Origin of the sequence: Kitasatospora sp. NPDC086791 (assembly GCF_040685975.1) — a bacterium.
In the GTDB taxonomy this organism is placed as follows: domain Bacteria; phylum Actinomycetota; class Actinomycetes; order Streptomycetales; family Streptomycetaceae; genus Kitasatospora.
The window spans coordinates 32,150-47,925 of sequence record NZ_JBFBOC010000016.1; the positions used below are offsets into that span (position 1 = coordinate 32,150).

16 protein-coding genes are annotated in these 15,776 nt (G+C 73.5%); 4 read left to right on the forward strand and 12 right to left on the reverse strand.

Features of this window, described 5'->3' with window-relative positions; translation table 11 throughout:
* Positions 1 to 92 precede the first annotated feature (92 nt).
* Positions 93 to 1,292: a methyltransferase gene (locus AB0Q99_RS21375; RefSeq protein WP_363574042.1), complete on the reverse strand. Its 1,200-nt coding sequence runs from the start codon at positions 1,290 to 1,292 to the stop codon at positions 93 to 95.
* A gap of 96 nt (positions 1,293 to 1,388) precedes the next feature.
* Here AB0Q99_RS21375 and AB0Q99_RS21380 point away from each other — a divergent pair, with 96 nt between their 5' ends.
* Together AB0Q99_RS21380 and AB0Q99_RS21385 are read left to right on the forward strand one after the other, a co-directional pair.
* Positions 1,389 to 1,793, forward strand: coding sequence for a VOC family protein (locus tag AB0Q99_RS21380; protein WP_363574044.1), 405 nt, complete (start codon positions 1,389 to 1,391; stop codon positions 1,791 to 1,793).
* Positions 1,794 to 1,889: 96 nt separating this feature from the next.
* Positions 1,890 to 2,264, forward strand: a complete 375-nt coding sequence (locus AB0Q99_RS21385; protein WP_363574046.1) for a S4 domain-containing protein — start codon at positions 1,890 to 1,892, stop codon at positions 2,262 to 2,264.
* A 47-nt stretch (positions 2,265 to 2,311) separates the two neighbouring features.
* On the opposite strand, the gene AB0Q99_RS21390 is transcribed toward AB0Q99_RS21385, so the two are convergent.
* The 3 genes from AB0Q99_RS21390 to AB0Q99_RS21400 form a co-directional block, all read right to left on the reverse strand.
* Positions 2,312 to 2,827 carry an FBP domain-containing protein gene (locus tag AB0Q99_RS21390; RefSeq protein WP_363574048.1) on the reverse strand — a complete coding sequence of 172 codons (516 nt, stop codon included), beginning with the start codon at positions 2,825 to 2,827 and terminating at the stop codon, positions 2,312 to 2,314.
* Positions 2,828 to 2,865: 38 nt separating this feature from the next.
* On the reverse strand, positions 2,866 to 3,441 hold the full coding sequence (locus AB0Q99_RS21395; RefSeq protein WP_363574050.1) for an HDIG domain-containing metalloprotein: 576 nt from the start codon (positions 3,439 to 3,441) through the stop codon (positions 2,866 to 2,868).
* A gap of 148 nt (positions 3,442 to 3,589) precedes the next feature.
* Positions 3,590 to 4,474 (reverse strand): SAM-dependent methyltransferase, encoded by an 885-nt coding sequence (locus AB0Q99_RS21400; RefSeq protein ID WP_363574052.1) that lies wholly within the window; start codon positions 4,472 to 4,474, stop codon positions 3,590 to 3,592.
* Positions 4,475 to 4,684: 210 nt separating this feature from the next.
* On the opposite strand from AB0Q99_RS21400, the gene AB0Q99_RS21405 reads away from it, so the two are divergent.
* Entirely contained in the window at positions 4,685 to 5,623 is a 939-nt protein-coding gene (locus AB0Q99_RS21405) for a polysaccharide deacetylase family protein (RefSeq protein WP_363574054.1), read from the forward strand.
* A gap of 18 nt (positions 5,624 to 5,641) precedes the next feature.
* Here AB0Q99_RS21405 and AB0Q99_RS21410 read toward each other — a convergent pair whose 3' ends face one another.
* Positions 5,642 to 6,460 carry an SDR family oxidoreductase gene (locus AB0Q99_RS21410; protein ID WP_363574056.1) on the reverse strand — a complete coding sequence of 273 codons (819 nt, stop codon included), beginning with the start codon at positions 6,458 to 6,460 and terminating at the stop codon, positions 5,642 to 5,644.
* Between the two features lie 348 nt (positions 6,461 to 6,808).
* Here AB0Q99_RS21410 and AB0Q99_RS21415 point away from each other — a divergent pair, with 348 nt between their 5' ends.
* Positions 6,809 to 7,678 (forward strand): 3-hydroxybutyryl-CoA dehydrogenase, encoded by an 870-nt coding sequence (locus tag AB0Q99_RS21415; protein WP_363574058.1) that lies wholly within the window; start codon positions 6,809 to 6,811, stop codon positions 7,676 to 7,678.
* Between the two features lie 74 nt (positions 7,679 to 7,752).
* On the opposite strand, the gene AB0Q99_RS21420 is transcribed toward AB0Q99_RS21415, so the two are convergent.
* The 7 genes from AB0Q99_RS21420 to rpmI all read right to left on the reverse strand — a co-directional run bounded on the left by AB0Q99_RS21420 (position 7,753) and on the right by rpmI (position 15,697).
* Positions 7,753 to 8,595: a chitosanase gene (locus AB0Q99_RS21420; protein ID WP_363574060.1), complete on the reverse strand. Its 843-nt coding sequence runs from the start codon at positions 8,593 to 8,595 to the stop codon at positions 7,753 to 7,755.
* A 294-nt stretch (positions 8,596 to 8,889) separates the two neighbouring features.
* Complete coding sequence (pheT, locus tag AB0Q99_RS21425; RefSeq protein ID WP_363574062.1) at positions 8,890 to 11,391, reverse strand: phenylalanine--tRNA ligase subunit beta; 2,502 nt, start codon at positions 11,389 to 11,391, stop codon at positions 8,890 to 8,892.
* Positions 11,391 to 12,512 carry a phenylalanine--tRNA ligase subunit alpha gene (gene pheS, locus AB0Q99_RS21430; protein WP_363574064.1) on the reverse strand — a complete coding sequence of 374 codons (1,122 nt, stop codon included), beginning with the start codon at positions 12,510 to 12,512 and terminating at the stop codon, positions 11,391 to 11,393. Before pheS ends, pheT begins: the two co-directional genes overlap by 1 nt.
* 256 nt (positions 12,513 to 12,768) lie before the next feature.
* Positions 12,769 to 13,872 carry an ATP-binding protein gene (locus AB0Q99_RS21435; protein WP_363574066.1) on the reverse strand — a complete coding sequence of 368 codons (1,104 nt, stop codon included), beginning with the start codon at positions 13,870 to 13,872 and terminating at the stop codon, positions 12,769 to 12,771.
* 117 nt (positions 13,873 to 13,989) lie between these two features.
* Positions 13,990 to 14,856: an RNA methyltransferase gene (locus AB0Q99_RS21440; protein ID WP_363574068.1), complete on the reverse strand. Its 867-nt coding sequence runs from the start codon at positions 14,854 to 14,856 to the stop codon at positions 13,990 to 13,992.
* Positions 14,857 to 14,997: 141 nt separating this feature from the next.
* On the reverse strand, positions 14,998 to 15,393 hold the full coding sequence (gene rplT, locus AB0Q99_RS21445; protein WP_030055649.1) for a 50S ribosomal protein L20: 396 nt from the start codon (positions 15,391 to 15,393) through the stop codon (positions 14,998 to 15,000).
* A gap of 109 nt (positions 15,394 to 15,502) precedes the next feature.
* On the reverse strand, positions 15,503 to 15,697 hold the full coding sequence (gene rpmI, locus AB0Q99_RS21450; RefSeq protein ID WP_030055648.1) for a 50S ribosomal protein L35: 195 nt from the start codon (positions 15,695 to 15,697) through the stop codon (positions 15,503 to 15,505).
* Positions 15,698 to 15,776: the final 79 nt, after the last annotated feature.

Genomic DNA, 15,776 nt, shown 5'->3' on the forward strand with positions numbered 1-15,776 from the left:
GTTCGTGTCGAACCGCCCCGGGGACGGCCAGGGGCGGGACGGCGGGGAGCCCGGGGCAGACGCCCGGGGCGGGGGCCCGGGGCGGGGGCCGGTCAGCGCTTGACGGCGCGCAGCACCACGAACTTGGGATTGCCCGCCACGAGTCGGCAGTTGCCGAACAGGCGGCGCAGCTTGACGTGGTAGCCGAGGTGGCGGTTACCGACCACCCAGAGTTCACCGCCGGGCCGCAGCGCCCGCTTGGCGCCGGTGAACATCCGCCAGGCGGTGGCGTCCGTGGTGGCCTGGTGGGAGTGGAACGGCGGGTTGTTGAGCACCAGGTCCACCGAGCCGGGGTCGACCACGTCCGCCGCCAGCGCGTCGGCGGTGCGGAACTCGGCCGGGGCGTCCGGGCCCAGGTTGGTGCGGAAGGTCTCCTCGGCGGAGGCCACCGCCTGGTACGACTCGTCCACGAAGAGCAGCTCCGCGCCGGGCCCGGCCAGCGCGGCGGCCGTACCGACCACGCCGTTGCCGCAGCCGAGGTCCACCACCCGGGCGCCCGCGGCGGGGACGGGCAGGTGGGCGAGGAAGAAGCGGGTGCCGATGTCGAGGTGCTCGGCGCAGAAGGTACCGGCGTGGTTGACGACCGTGCGGCCGGCGGCGACGCCGAGGTCCGACGGCAGCGCGTAGCGGTGCGGCCACGGGTTGGGGCCGGGGTCGAGCGCCGGGTCCGGGGTGCAGAGGATCAGCCGGGCCTTGCGGACGGCCAGCGAGGTGCGGGTCGGGCCGAGGATCCGCTCGAAGAGCCGGAGGGTGGAGGTGTGGATCTCGGTGACCATGCCGGTACCGACCACCACGGTGCCGGGGTGGAGCGCGGGGGCGAGCCGGTGCAGCTGGTCCTCCAGCAGGGCCAGGCTCTTGGGGACGCGCACCAGCAGCACGTCGATCCGCTCCGGCGGGGTGTCCCGGGTGCTGAGCAGCCGGTCCTCGTCGACGGCGGCACCGGCCCGGGCCAGGTTGGCCAGGGTGGCCCGGCGACCCAGGTGGGAGTCGGAGATCTGGAACGGCCGGTGCTCGGCGAGCGCGGTGGTCAGCGCGCCCCAGCGGTCGCCGAGGACGGCGATCCGGCGGCCGGCCAGCTCGGTGGCGGCGCCGGCCGCGCTGTCCGCCTCGCCCGCGAGGTGGCGCAGCAGGTACTCGTCGGCGGCGTCCCAGGCCCGGAGCCGCTCGCGCGGGTCCTCGGGGAAGCGGGTGAGGTCGAGGGTGCCCCACGGGGTGGAGAACGGGGTCGCGGCGGGCGTGGTCTGCGGATTCATCGTGTTCTCAGGCTATCGGACGGCCGACGGGGAACAGTTTTGGATGACCGCCGCCGGACGGATACTGGAAGAGCCCGACCGAGAGAGGTGAGGGCGATGGACTGGAAGCTCGAAGTCGTCGTGGTCCCGGTGTCCGACGTGGACCGCGCGAAGCTCTTCTACGAGGAGCAGGTCGGCTTCAGGGTGGACCACGACACCCGTCTGCGGGACGGGGTCCGGGTGGTCCAGCTGACGCCCCCGGGCTCGCCCTGCTCGATCGTGGTGGGCAAGGGGGTGATCGACTCCTCGCCGGGGTCGGTCAAGGGCCTCCAGCTGGTGGTGCCGGACATCGAGAAGGCGCACGCCGAACTGGTGGCGCGGGGCGTCCAGGTCAGCCCGGTCCAGCACTTCGTGGCGGGGGCCCGGGTGGACGGGCACGGCGAGGCCTGGAACAACTTCGTGTTCTTCAACGACCCGGACGGCAACGGCTGGGCGATCCAGGAGGCGCCGGCCGCCGCGTAGGCGGGCGGCATCCGCGTAGGCGGGCGGCATCCGCGTAGGCGGGCGGCATCCGCGCGGGCGGGCGCCCGGACCGGGCCGCTTGGGTAGGCTCCGAGGATGGCTGAACACGAGGGAAGCGTGCGGGTGGACAGCTGGATCTGGGCGGTCCGGCTGGTCAAGACGCGGGCACTGGCGGCGGCCGCCTGCCGGGCCGGGCACGTCCGGGTGAACGGGGAGCGGGCCAAGCCGGCCCAGGCGCTGAAGCCCGGGGACGAGGTCCGGATCCGCGAGGAGAACCACGAGCGGGTGGTGGTGGTGCGGACGTTGATCCGCAAGCGGGTCGGCGCCCCGGCGGCGGCGGAGTGCCTGGTGGACAACAGCCCGCCGCGACCGCCGCGCGAGTTCGTCGCGGCGGCCGGGCAGCGGGACCGCGGGGCCGGTCGCCCGACCAAACGGGAGCGCCGCGAGCTGGACGGCCTGCGCGGGTACTGAGCCCCGCCCGGGTCCTGCCCGGGTTCCGGCGGCCGCCCGCCGGGGCCTCACCCCGGGGTGACGGCCGTGTCGGTGAGCACCCTGGCGAGGAAGGCGTCGAGGTTGCCCACCGTCCGGGCGATCTGCTCCTCCAGCGGCAGCGACTCGTCGGGCCGCATGACCAGCGCCGACTTCTTCAGCCCGCGCACGTAGAGCGAGCAGGCGAGGTCGGCGCAGATGTAGGTCCCGACCGTGTTGCCCTCGCGCCCGGCCGCGCCGGCCCGGCGGGCGGCGAGCAGCGCGACGCCGGTGCCCGCGTGCCCGGTGATGCACAGCGAGCAGACGTTGGTCCTGGTCAGGCTGCGCCGGACCGTCGGCACCCGCAGCGTCACCCCGACCGGCTCGCCGCCGTACGGCGCCACCAGGTAGGCGCGGTCGGGCGCGCCCTGGTCCCGCCAGCCGAGGAAGTCCAGGTTCTCCCAGGGCAGTTCGGCCAGGCCCCGGGGCAGGTTGAGCCGACGGGCCTCGCCCTTGGAGCAGTTGACGAAGGACGCGCGGATCTCGTTCTCACTCAGGGGTTCCATGCCGCGGAAACTAACACCGCCGCGCGCGCCCTGTCGCGTCAGTTTCCCCCGGTTCGCACGGGGTGCGCGGCCTGGACGGCGAGCCGCCCCGGGGCGTCCTCGCCGATCCCGGCGAGCAGGTCGTCCAGGGCGAGGAAGGCCTCCCAGCGCTCCCGGCCGGTGGCGGCGGCGAGCCGGTCGACCACGCGGTCCTCCAGGTCCGGGACGCGCTTGTTCTTCCAGGCCTTGTCGGCCAGGCTCACCAGCAACTCCTCGACGGTGACACCGGGCTCGCCCCAGCTCGCGTGACTGCGGGCGAAGCGGGCGAGCCGCTCGGGGACCCGGCGGGCGAGCAGCAGGGCGTGACCGGCGGCCTCGTGGGCGGAGCCGGGCGCCGAGAGCTCCTCCGGGTGGACGGTCTTGCCGATGTCGTGGGTGGCGGCGCCGTACCGGACGGCCGCGCGGTCGAACTCCAGGCCCGCGTCGGCGCAGAACTCGGCGATCCGCTCGGCGACCTCGTGCACCAGCGCGAGGTGGGCGACCAGCCGGGGCGGGGCGTCGAGGGCGCGCAGCAGGTCGGCGACCTCGGCGGGCAGCGGCGGCAGGGATGACGGGGACGGCAGGGCGGTGGTCACGCCGCGGACTCCCGGGCGGCTGAGGGACTGTCAGTCGGGTTGCGTAGGCTGCGACCGGGCCCGGTCCCGGCGCAGGAGGGAGGCGCCGGGGCAGGGCTCGGTCACGGTCGGTCGGGCCCGGTCACGGCCGGGCTTTCGAGGACCGGTCCTACCGCTTGAACGCGACGCCCGCGTAGGCGGAGACGTCCTGCCAGCCCTCGGGCAGTTCGGTGGTGGGGACGTGCCCTGCCGCGGGCCGCCAGAGCGGGAGCTGGACGAGCCCGGGGCCGACGAACTCGAAGTCGCCGAAGAACGGTTCGACGCCGGCCCGGGGGCGCAGCACGAGCGGGGCGCTGGCGCTCCTGTAGATGCGGGTGCCCTCGGCGGCGCTCTCCCGGGAGGCGAAGTCGGGGCTGCCGTGCGAGAGGATCAGCGCGCTGCCCGGGGCGAGCGCGTCGCGCAGGGTGCGGACGATCTGCTGCGCGCCGTCCTCGTCCCGGATGAAGTGCAGCACGGCGACCAGCATCAGCGCGACCGGCCGGGAGAGGTCGACCGCGGCGGCCAGCCCGGGGTGGGCGAGGATCGCGGCCGGGTCGCGCAGGTCGGCCTCGATCACCGAGGTGTGCCCGGCGGGGTGGCTCGCCAGCAGGGCGCGGGCGTGGGTGGCGACGATCGGGTCGTTGTCCACGTACACCACGCGGGCGTCCGGGGCGACCCGCTGGGCGACCTCGCTGGTGGAGCCGACGGCCGGGATGCCGGTGCCGATGTCGACGAACTGGCGGATGCCCCGGTCGGCCGCGAACTCCACGGCCCGGCCGAGGAACTGCCGGTTGGTGCGGGCCAGCAGCGGCAGCGCGGGGTAGGCGGCTATCGCGGCCTGGGCGGCCTTGCGGTCGGCCTCGAAGTTGTCCTTGCCGCCCAGGTAGTAGTCGTACATCCGGGCCGTGTGCGGGACGCCGGTGTCCAGCTCGCTCGGCGGCTGCCAGTCGTCCGCCTTGGCCCAGTCCCAGTCGCCGCCGGTCGCCCGGCCGGTCGCCGTGGTGTCCTCGTCCATCCTGTCCGCCCCCAATGCGCAATGCCGGAAGTGTCGCCACCGCCCGTTCGACGCGCGGTGCGCGGTGATCGTATCCAACGACACCCGGCGGTAACAGCGGGAGTTCGGGTTTACGCAACACCCGTAGACAGAGTGTGTGCACGTCAAGGATGGTACGGACCGGTCATACCGGATCGCCCGTCGCGGCCGTCCTCTCTATGCTGGCTGCCGATGACTGCCGACCGCCGCACCGTACTGCGCACCGCCGCCAAGCTGGCCGCCCTCACCGCCGCCGGCGGCCTCCTCACCTCCTGCGGCACCGGCGCACCCCGCCGGGCCGACCCCGGGGCGCTGGCCGCGCACCCCGGCACCGTCGACCCGCAGCACGTCACCGACCCGGCCTGGAACGGTGGCGAGGGCCCGGCCTCCCCCGCGCCGACCGGCCAGGCCGGCACCGCGGCGCCCCGGCCCGCCGCCGATCCGAGCGCCGCCGATCCGAGCGCGGCGGCCGCCCAGGCCTCCGCCCCGCCGGTCCCGACCCCGCCCCCGCTGCCGCCGCTCGCGCCCGGCACCCCGGTCGAGGTCGCGTACGGGCCGCGCACCGGCAAGAACGTGGCGCTCACCTTCCACGGCAGCGGCGACCCGAAGCTGGCCACCGCGCTGCTGGAGATCGCCGAGCAGCGCGGCGCCAAGCTGACCGTGATGGCGGTCGGCAGCTGGCTCGACCAGCAGCCGCAGATGGCGCGGCGGATCCTGGACGGCGGCCACGAGCTGGGCAACCACACCCAGAACCACCTCAACATCTCCGCCATGACGCCGGACCAGGCGCGCGCCGAGATCGCCCAGTGCGCCGACCGGCTGCAGCGGCTCACCGGCTCGATCGGCCGCTGGTTCCGCCCCTCCGCCGCGCAGTACGCCACCCCGATGGTGCGCGAGCAGGCCCGGGCCGTCGGCTACGAGCACGTGCTGTCCTTCGACGTCGACCCGCGCGACTACAGCGACCCCTCGGCCGCCGAGCTGCAGCGCCGGGTGCTGACCTCGGTGCGCGGCGGCTCGGTGGTGGCCCTGCACATGGGCCACCAGTGCACGGTGGACGCGCTGCCGGCCATCCTGGACGGCCTCGCCAAGGCCGGACTGACTCCGGTGACCGCCAGCCTGCTCTGCGCGTGAGGATCGCGGCCGTACCGGTCAGAGCATCGGGTCGTCGGCCTTGTACGGGCGCAGCCGCAGGGTGCGGGCGTCCGTCTCGCGGATCCGCTCGGCCCGCTCGACCAGCTCCGCCAGGTCGTCCAGCCCCGCGTGGACGAACCGCCCGTGCAGCCCGTCGAAGCGACCGCGGGCGGCGTCCGCGGTGACCGCGACCATGCACGGGATGGAGCCCCAGGTCTTCGTGTCCTTGAACATCGGCATCCCGGCGGTCATGTCGGTGGCCACCGCGCCCGGGCTGATGTCGAGGACGACGACGCCGTGCCGGGCGAGCGAGTCCGCCATGTTGTCGGAGAGCTGGAGCAGCGCGCCCTTGGACGTGGCGTACGCGGTGTAGTTGCCGTCCGGACGCAGCGCGAAGCCGGAGTTGAGGTTGATCACCCGGCCGCCACGGCGGTCGACCATGCCGGGCAGCACGCAGCGCAGCAGGTTGTACGGGCCGCGCAGGTTGGTCTCGATCACCTGCCACCACTGGTTGGGGTCGCTCTCCCAGACCGGCACCTCGGCGCGGTCGACCAGGCCGGCGTTGTTGACCAGCAGGTCGATCGGGCCGAGGTCGCGCTCGACCAGCCGGACGGCCTCGCGCACCGATCCGTGGCGGGTGACGTCGGCGGTGACGGCGACGCCCCGGGAGCCGTGCTTGACGCACTCCTTGAGGGTGTCGGTCAGCGTCTCGTGGGTGCGGCCGAGCAGCCCGACGGCCATGCCCTCGGCGGCCAGGCCGATGGCGATCTCCCGGCCGATGCCCCGGCCGGCGCCGGTGATCAGGGCGACCTGTCCTTCGAGCGATCCCGTCGACACCGTGTGTGCTCCCTTCCCGTCCCCCGACCGCTGCCTGCCCCGACCCGGTCCGCCGTCCGCCGTCCGCCGTCCGTGCCGACCCCGTCCGGGCCCCCGCCTGCGGCATTCTGTCGGCCGGCGGCCGGCGGTGGCCCCGGGCACACGGGCCCGGACCGCTGCCTCACCCGTTCGGGGGAACGGGCGCGGTGGCACCGCTGCGGGGAGGGGGTGACCTACCGGCCGGTACGGAGTAGTAACGTCGTCGGGGCGGTGACCGGTGCACCAGATTCCGGTACACCGCCCGCTGACCAGCAGCTCGCTGGGCCACCAGTCGCTGGGCGACCCCCAGCACCACCGAAGGGCAACTGAGTGAGTGACATCGCGCGCGTCGGAGTAGTGGGCTGTGGCCTGATGGGGTCGGGCATCGCCGAGGTCTTCGCCCGGGCCGGGCTGGACGTCCTGGTGTCGGAGGCCAGCGGCGAGGCACTGGAGTTCGGCCGCACCCGGCTGACCAACTCCCTGGACACGGCGGTCAAGCGCGGCAAGCTGAGCCCCGAGCAGCGGGACGAGGCGATGGCCCGGCTGTCCTTCACCGTCGACCTGTCCGACTTCGCCGACCGCGACCTGGTGGTCGAGGCCGTCGCCGAGCGCGAGGACATCAAGGTCAAGATCTTCCAGACCCTGGACCAGGTCATCGAGCGCCGCGACGCGGTCCTCGCCTCCAACACCTCCTCGATCCCGATCGTGAAGCTGGCCGCCGCCACCTCCCGCCCGGAGCAGGTGATCGGCCTGCACTTCTTCAACCCGGCGCCGGTGCAGAAGCTGGTCGAGGTCATCCCGACCCTGACCACCTCGGCGACCACCACCGAGCGGGTCGAGGCCTTCGCCTCCCAGGTGCTCGGCAAGGAGCCGATCCGCGCCCGCGACCGGGCCGGCTTCGTGGTCAACGCGCTGCTGGTGCCGTACCTGCTGTCCGCGGTGCGGATGTTCGAGTCGGGCGTGGCCACCGCCTCCGACATCGACAAGGGCATGGAGGCCGGCTGCGCCCACCCGATGGGCCCGCTGCGCCTGTGCGACCTGATCGGCCTGGACACCATCGTCTCGATCGCCGAGTCGATGTACGACGAGTACAAGGAGCCGCTGTACGCCGCTCCCCCGCTGCTCTCCCGGATGGTCGACGCGGGCCTGCTCGGCCGCAAGTCCGGCCGGGGCTTCTACGACTACACCGCGAGCGCCTGACCCCGTCCGGCGCGGACGACCGCGGGGCCCGGCAGCCGTGATCCGGCGTGCGGGCCCCGCGTTCTGACGTCGCGTCAGCTGTTGATGCTGTAGCTGTCGCCGTAGACCTTCCACTTCAGCGGCGGGTTGAGGTCGAAGTTCTTGGCGTTGAGGAAGACCAGCTGCTCGGTGTCCACCCGGCTGGTGTCGGAGTGCGCCTGCTCCTTCTTCATGACCACCTTGCGGGCGTCCAGGAAGGCCTTGAGGTAGGTGGCCTCGTCGCCGCCCTGGGCGGGGGTCCTGGCCTTCTTCATGGCGGCGGCGCGGATGCCGCCGAAGCTGTCCGAGCTGTTGCCCGGGCCGTGCATGACGATGGCGTCGTAGTAGGCGAACTGGCCGAGCGCGCGCAGGCCGTCGGCCTTGGCCTGGTTGACGGCGGGGTTGAAGTACACCCGGTCGCGCTCGTCGTTCTGGGCCTGCTGGAAGACGGAGTCCTTCGCGGCGGCCGCCCAGTCGCGCTCGAACGCGGAGCCGAGGCCGGCGTGCGAGTCGCTGCCGTTGACCTTCTTCAGCGCGGGCAGGTACTTCGCCAGCACGTTGCCGGGCTTGAGGTCGGTGTAGTGCTGGACCAGGTCCAGCATGTCGCCGGTACCGGAGCAGAAGCCGATGATGCCGGCGGTGTAGCCCCGCCCGTCCTTGATGTCCTCGATGTACTTGTACTGGGCCTTCCAGTCCAGCGACGAGTTCTCCGCGCTGGACACCAGCTGCATCGCGATGTCCTTCTTGTGCGGGTCTTCCAGCCCGACCGCCTTGAGCCGGAGGGCCGCGGCCGGCGCCGGGGCGGCCTGCGCCGCCGTGGTGGCCGCGACGGTGAGGGGCGCGGCCACCAGGACGGCGGCGAGGGCTATGCGGAGGGCACGACGGGGCTGAGGGCGCATGGGACGCTCCGATTCCTCGTAGGGTTAGGAAACTTTCCTAACGAGAAGTAGGAAAGCCGCCCGACCGCCCGCCCGCAAGGGTTTTGACGGAAACTCTTCAAACGATCTCCGACCCCCACAGGTCAGACCGCCCGCCGCCGCACCCACCACACCGCCGCCACACAGCAGACCAGCCCCAGGCCCGCCATCCGGCCGGCCCCGGGCTCCGTCACCGCGGCACCGCGCCGGAAACGCCAGGGGCCCCGCGCCGGACCGGGTGGTCCGGGGCGGGGCCCCTGGGCGGGTGCTGCGGCGTCAGGCGCCGCGCAGGACCGCTCCCGTGCGGGCGACGGCCTCGGCGACGGCCGCCTCGCGGGCGGCGGTGGCCTCGTCGGCGGTCAGGGTGCGGTCGACGGCACGGAAGCGCAGCGCGTACGCCAGCGACTTCTTGCCCTCGCCGACCTGCTCGCCGGTGAACACATCGAACAGCCGGATGGCCTCCAGCAGTTCGCCGGCACCGTTGCGCAGCGCGGCCTCGACGTCGGCGGCCGGAACCGCCGTGTCGACGATCAGCGCGACGTCCTGGGTGGCCACCGGGAAGCCGGAGACGGTCGGGCCGCTGACCCGCTCGGCACCGTCGGCGGTGAGCAGGTCGACGTCGATCTCCATCGCGGCGGTGCGGGCCGGCAGCCCGAGCGCCTTGAGCACCCGCGGGTGCAGCTCACCGGCGTGGCCGACCACCCGGTCGGTGCCGGCGACGACCAGCTCGGCGCAGCGGCCCGGGTGCCAGGGCGCCAGCCGGCCCTGGCGGACGGTCAGCTCGACGCCGGCCGCGCGGGCCACCGTGCGGGCCGCCTCGACCGCGTCCGCCCAGGAGGCCTGGGCGCCCTTGCCCCACCAGCCCGACGGCAGCCGCTCGCCCGCGAGGGCGACGGCGATCCGACGCGGCTGGTCCGGCAGTGCGGCGTCCAGCTCGGCCAGCTCCGCGTCGCTGGGCCGGCGGTCGACGGCCGGGCGCGGGGCCACGGACAGCTCGTCCTTGGGCAGGAAGACCGTGCCGGTCTCGTAGACCGCCAGGTCGGTGTTGCCCCGGCCGATGTTGCGGCGCAGCGCACCGAGCAGACCCGGCAGCAGCGTGGTGCGCAGCGCCGGCTCCTCGTCGTTCAGCGGGTTGACCAGCTTGACCGTACGGCGGCGGCGGTCGTCCGCCTCCAGGCCGAGCGCGTCCCAGGCGGTCTCGCCGAGGAACGGGTAGTTGTTGACCTCGACGTAGCCGGCCCCGGCCAGCGCGACCCCGATCCGGCGGTTGATCCGCTGGCCCTCGGTCAGACCCTTGCCCGGCGGCACGTCGGGCAGCCGGGCGGGGACGTTGTCGTAGCCCTCCAGCCGGATGACCTCCTCCGCGAGGTCGTACGGGTCGGTGAGGTCGGGGCGCCAGGTCGGCGGGGTGACCTCCAGGACGTCGGCGCCGGAGACCGAGCAGCCGACCTCCTGCAGGCGCCGGGTGACGGTCTCGCGGCCGTACGCCGTGCCGGCCACCCGGTCGGGCAGGTCGGCGGCGATGGTGATGGTGCGCACCGGGTGCGGGGCGGCGATGTCGGTGACCCCGGCCTCGGCGGTGCCGCCGGCGATCAGGACCAGCAGGTCGACGGCGCGCTGCGCGGCGGCACGGGCGGCCTCCGGGTCGACCCCGCGCTCGAAGCGCTTGGAGGCCTCGGAGGGCAGCTTGTGCCGCTTGGCGGTGCGGGCGATGGCGACCGGGTCGAAGTGCGCCGCCTCGATGATCACCTCGGTGGTGCCCGGGCCGGCGGCCGGGTCGAGGATCTCGGTGGAGGCGCCGCCCATGACCCCGGCCAGGCCGATCGGGCCGCTGGTGTCGCAGATCAGCAGGTCCTCGGCGGCGAGCTCGCGCTCGACGCCGTCGAGGGTGGTGAGGGTCTCGCCCTGCTCCGCCCGGCGGACCGTGATCGGACCGGCCACGCGCTGCTTGTCGTAGGCGTGCAGCGGCTGGCCGACCTCCAGCATCACGTAGTTGGTGATGTCGACGGTCAGCGAGATCGGGCGGATGCCCGACTTCTGCAGGCGGCGCTGCAGCCAGATCGGGGACTTGGCGTCCGGGTCGACGCCGACGACCGTCCGGGCCACGAAGCGGTCGCAGCCGGCCGGGTCGTTGACCTTGACCAGGTAGCCGAAGGAGTTGGCCGGCGGCACGTCGAGCAGCGCCGGGTCGGCCAGCGGCAGCCCGTACGCGGCGGCGGCCTCGCGGGCCACGCCGCGCATGGACAGGCAGTAGCCGCGGTCCGGGGTGACGGCGATGTCGAGCACCTCGTCGACGAGCTGGAGCAGCTCGATGGCGTCGGTGCCGGGCTCGTACTCCGGCGGGAGCACGATGATGCCGTTGTGGTCGTCGCCCATGCCCAGCTCGCGGGCGGAGCAGATCATGCCGGCCGAGGTCTGGCCGTAGGTCTTGCGGGCCGCGATCGGGAAGGGCCCGGGCAGCACGGCGCCCGGGAGCACGACCACGACCTTGTCGCCGACGGCGAAGTTGCTCGCGCCGCAGACGATCTCCTGCGGCTCGCCGGTGCCGTTGGCGTCGCCGACGTTGACGAAGCAATGCCGGATCGGCTTCTTGAAGCCGGTCAGCTCCTCGATGGAGAGCACCTCGCCGACCACCAGCGGACCCTTGAGGTCGGCGCCGATCTGCTCGACGGTCTCGACCTCCAGGCCGGCCCGGACCAGGCGCTCCGCGACGTCACGGCCGGTCGCACCGGTCGGCAGGTCGACGTACTCGCGCAGCCAGGAAAGCGGGACGCGCATCAGATCTCCATCCCGAACGGGAGGGTGAAGCGCACGTCACCCTCGACCATGTCGCGCATGTCGGCGACGTTGTGACGATTCATCAGGATCCGCTCCAGGCCGAGGCCGAAGGCGAAGCCGCTGTAGCGCTCGGGGTCGACACCGCAGGCGACGAGCACCCGCGGGTTGACCACGCCGCAGCCGCCGAGCTCGATCCAGCCCTCGGAGGAGCAGGTGCGGCACGGGCGGTCCGGGTTGCCGACGCTCGCCCCGAGGCACACGAAGCACTGCAGGTCGACCTCGGCCGACGGCTCGGTGAACGGGAAGTACGAGGGCCGCCAGCGCAGCTCCAGGTGGTCGCCGATCAGCTTCTCGACCAGCACCTCGATGGTGCCCTTGAGGTCGGCGAAGGTGATGCCCTCGTCCACCGCGAGGCCCTCGACCTGGCGGAAGACCGGGGTGTGGGTGGCGTCCAGCTCGTCGGTCCGGTAGACCCGGCCGGGGCAGACCACGTAGACGGGGGGCTCACGGTCGAGCATGGTGCGGGCCTGGACCGGGGAGGTCTGGGTGCGCAGCACCACGCCGGAGTCGGCGGAGCCGTCCGGGGCCTGGACGAAGAAGGTGTCCTGCATCGAGCGGGCCGGGTGGTCCGGGCCCAGGTTGAGGGCGTCGAAGTTGAGCCACTCGGCCTCGACCTCGGGGCCCTCCGCGACCTGGTAGCCCATCGCGACGAAGGTGTCCTCGATGCGCTCGGCCATGGTGGTCAGCGGGTGCCGGGCGCCGCGCGGGGCGCGGTCGTACGGCAGCGTGACGTCCACCGCCTCCTCGACCAGCACACGGGCGTCCCGCTCCGCCTCCAGCTCGGCCTGCCGCTTGGCGAGGGCCTGGTTGACGGCCCCGCGGGCCTGGCCGATCAGCTTTCCGGCGGCGGCCTTGGCGTGCGGGGGCAGGGCGCCGATCTCGCGGTTGGCGAGCGAGAGCGCGGACCGGTCGCCGGTGTGGGCGACCTTGGCCTGCTTCAGCTCGTCCAGGGTGCTGGCGGCGGCGAAGGCGGCGACGGCCTCGTCCCGCGCCTGCTCCACCACCTCGGGCTTGAGGGCCTCGACCTCGACCGGGTCGTACGACTTGTTGGGTGCCGACATCTCTATCTTTCCCGTGCTCCTGCTCGTCCGTGCTCAGGTGTGTGGGCTCGCCTTCGCGTCACGCCCGGCGGGGCCGGGGCACGGGCAGCCGGTCTCCGTTCACCGGAGGCTCACGGGGAGTGGTTGTCCGCGGCTCAGCCGCACAGGGCGTTGCGCGACGCCAAAGGTCGAGTGTAGTCGCAGCGCGTAGCGCCGCTGGCGCGAAGCCCGTCCGGCCCCGACTCAGCGCCTGCTCGGAGCTCGCCCGGAGCAGGGATCAGAGCATGAAGTCGGGCACACCGGCGGGCAGGATAAATCGGAACCGGGCACCGCCGCCGGGCGCGCGGTCGACCCGGATCGAGCCGCCGTGGGCCTCCACGATGCCCTTGACGATGTAGAGGCCCAGGCCCGTGCCGCCGCGCTTGGAGCCGCGCCAGAAGCGGGTGAAGACGCGCGGCATCGACTCCTCGGGGATGCCGCTTCCTTCGTCGCTCACGGTGACCGCTGTGCCTTCCACGATGCGGGGCGGGGTGCCGGAGCGCTCCCAGACGGGCGTCTCGACGACCTCCTTGGCCGGTGCCACCTCGATCGTGACAGTTCCCTCGCCGTGCCGCACCGCATTTTCCAGCAGGTTGGCGAGTACCTGGTCGACTTTGTCCGGGTCGGCCCACAGGACGGTCAGCGGCTCGCTGACCCGGATGTCGAAGCGCTCCTCGGGGATGCCGGTGGCGACCTTGCGCTCGACGTGCCGGCGCACCGCCGCGGCCAGGTCGACCACCTGCTTGCGCAGCTCCAGCCGCCCGGCGTCGATCCGGGAGATGTCCAGCAGCTCGGCGATCAGCCGGGTGACCCGGTCGGCGTCGGCGTCCACGGTCTCCAGCATCAGCCGCTTCTGCCCGTCGGTGAACCGCTCCCACTTGGCCAGCAGCGTGGCCGTGAAGCCCTTGACGCTGGTCAGCGGGGAGCGCAGCTCGTGCGCGACGGTGGCGATCAGCTCGGCGTGGCTGCGCTCGGTGCGGCGCCGGGCCTCGGTGCCGCGCAGGGCGATCACCAGGCGCTCCAGCGGCCCGCAGGGCACCGCGCGGACGTACCGGGCGGAGACCAGCACCTCGTGGCCGCCGGGCAGCAGCAGGTTGCGCTCCGGCTGGCGGGTGCGGGTGGCCAGGCCGCCGTACGGGTCGGTCAGCTGCCACCAGCGCCGGCCGTCCAGGTCCTCCAGCGGGAGGACGTCCTCCAGCACGCAGCCGAGCGCGGCCTGCGGGAGCACCCCGGTGAGCCGGGCCGCGGCCCGGTTGAAGCAGACCACCCGGCCCAGCGCGTCGGCGACCACCAGGCCGTCCGGAAGGTCGTCCGGGTCGAGCTCGGGCCCGCTGCCGACCATGGGTTGCCTCCCCGATTACCCACCGTGCCGTTCCCCCCACCGAGGCAGACCCTAGCGCCTCGCAGGCCCCCGCAGTAGGGCTTGCAACGGGGTGATCCCGGTGCGCCCCCGGGTGCGTCAGGCGTTCGAGCGGCAGCCGCCGGGCGAACGCTGCGCCCGGGCCGAGGCGTAGAGGCAGACGGCTGCCGCGGTGGCCAGGTTGAGGCTCTCGGCGTGCCCGTGGATCGGGACGCGCACGACCTCGTCGGTGAGCGCGCGGGTCTCCTCCGGAAGCCCCCACGCCTCGTTGCCGAACACCCACGCGCCGGGTGCGCCCAGGGTGCCCTCGTCCAGCTCCCGGTCCAGGTCGCGCTCCCCCGCACCGTCCGCGGCGAGCACCCGGACACCGGCCTCGCGCAGCTTCCCGACGGCCTCCTCGACCGGCACGCCGACCGCCACCGGCAGATGGAACAGGCTGCCCACGGAGGCCCGGACGGCCTTCGGGTTGTAGAGGTCCACCGAGGCGTCGGTGAGCACCACGGCGTCCGCGCCGGCCGCGTCGGCGGTGCGCAGCACGGTCCCGGCGTTCCCCGGGTCGCGCACGTGGGCGAGGATCGCGACCAGCTTCGGGCGGGCCCTGAGCACCTCGTCGAACGGGGTGTCGATGAAGCGGCAGAGCGCCACGATGCCCTGCGGGGTCACGGTGTCGCAGATCCCGGCGATCACCTCGTCGGTGGCGGTCAGCACCGGCAGCCCCTCCGCCAGGGCGGCCTCGACGATGCCGACGTGCCGCTCGGCGGCCTCCGGGGTCAGGTAGACCTCGACCACGGCGTGCTCCTGCGTCCCCGGCAGCCTGCCGAAGGCGATGGCCTCCCGGACGGCCTGCGGGCCCTCGGCCAGGAAGCGGCGCTCCTTGGTGCGCTGGTTGCGCTTGGCCAGCCGGCGGGCGGCGACGACGCGCGGCGAGCGCAGGGAGGTGAGCAGGGGGGTGTCGGTGCTCGGCATGGCCTCGTTCTCTGGGGCGCTGAGGGGTCGGGGGCGCGGGGGCTGGGGCGCTGCGGGTCTGGAACGCTGGGGGGGCGGAAAGCAGAACCGGACCCGCAGGAGGCCTGCGGGTCCGGTCGGAGCTCAACCGATCTCGGAAGATCAGGCGGCGTCGGCGGCGGCCTTCGGGGCGTTCACGTCGGCCGGCAGCGCCTTCTGGGCGACCTCGACCAGGGAGGCGAACGCACCCGGGTCGTTGACGGCCAGGTCGGCCAGCATCTTGCGGTCGATCTCGACGCTGGCGGCCTTCAGGCCCTGCACGAAGCGGTTGTAGGTGATGCCGTTGGCACGGGCCGCAGCGTTGATGCGCTGGATCCACAGCTGACGGAAGTCGCCCTTGCGCTTCTTGCGGTCGTTGAAGTTGTAGACCAGCGAGTGGGTGACCTGCTCCTTGGCCTTGCGGTACAGCCGCGAGCGCTGGCCACGGTAGCCGCTGGCGCGCTCCAGGATGACCCGGCGCTTCTTGTGGGCGTTGACTGCCCGCTTGACGCGTGCCACTTGATTACTCCTTGGGTTGGACCACGGACTACTTCACGTGGTCCGTCATTCGAATGGGTCGGGAAGGATCAGCTGCCCCGCTCACGGCTCTCGCCGGGCGGGAAGGCGATCACTTGCCGAGAAGCTTCTTGATCTTCTTGGCGTCAGCGGGGGCCAGCTCGACCGTCCCGGCCAGCTTGCGGGTCAGCGTCGAGGGCTTGTGCTCCAGGAGGTGGCGGCGGCCGGCGCGCTCGCGCAGCACCTTGCCAGAGCCACTGATCTTGAAGCGCTTGCTGGCGCCACTGTGCGTCTTCTGCTTCGGCATTTCGCCGTATCTCCTCGTCGGTCCCGTCCACGCCCGCGCGGTTCGTACCACGCGGGCGTGAACTGGATGGATCTGCGGT

Coding starts and splice junctions, on each gene's coding strand:
- AB0Q99_RS21375 (WP_363574042.1), bottom strand. CDS start 1,292: ATGAATCCGCAGACCACGCCCGCCGCGACCCCGTTCTCCACCCCGTGG.
- AB0Q99_RS21380 (WP_363574044.1), top strand. CDS start 1,389: ATGGACTGGAAGCTCGAAGTCGTCGTGGTCCCGGTGTCCGACGTGGAC.
- AB0Q99_RS21385 (WP_363574046.1), top strand. CDS start 1,890: ATGGCTGAACACGAGGGAAGCGTGCGGGTGGACAGCTGGATCTGGGCG.
- AB0Q99_RS21390 (WP_363574048.1), bottom strand. CDS start 2,827: ATGGAACCCCTGAGTGAGAACGAGATCCGCGCGTCCTTCGTCAACTGC.
- AB0Q99_RS21400 (WP_363574052.1), bottom strand. CDS start 4,474: ATGGACGAGGACACCACGGCGACCGGCCGGGCGACCGGCGGCGACTGG.
- AB0Q99_RS21405 (WP_363574054.1), top strand. CDS start 4,685: ATGACTGCCGACCGCCGCACCGTACTGCGCACCGCCGCCAAGCTGGCC.
- AB0Q99_RS21420 (WP_363574060.1), bottom strand. CDS start 8,595: ATGCGCCCTCAGCCCCGTCGTGCCCTCCGCATAGCCCTCGCCGCCGTC.
- pheT (WP_363574062.1), bottom strand. CDS start 11,391: ATGCGCGTCCCGCTTTCCTGGCTGCGCGAGTACGTCGACCTGCCGACC.
- pheS (WP_363574064.1), bottom strand. CDS start 12,512: ATGTCGGCACCCAACAAGTCGTACGACCCGGTCGAGGTCGAGGCCCTC.
- AB0Q99_RS21435 (WP_363574066.1), bottom strand. CDS start 13,872: ATGGTCGGCAGCGGGCCCGAGCTCGACCCGGACGACCTTCCGGACGGC.
- AB0Q99_RS21440 (WP_363574068.1), bottom strand. CDS start 14,856: ATGCCGAGCACCGACACCCCCCTGCTCACCTCCCTGCGCTCGCCGCGC.
- rpmI (WP_030055648.1), bottom strand. CDS start 15,697: ATGCCGAAGCAGAAGACGCACAGTGGCGCCAGCAAGCGCTTCAAGATC.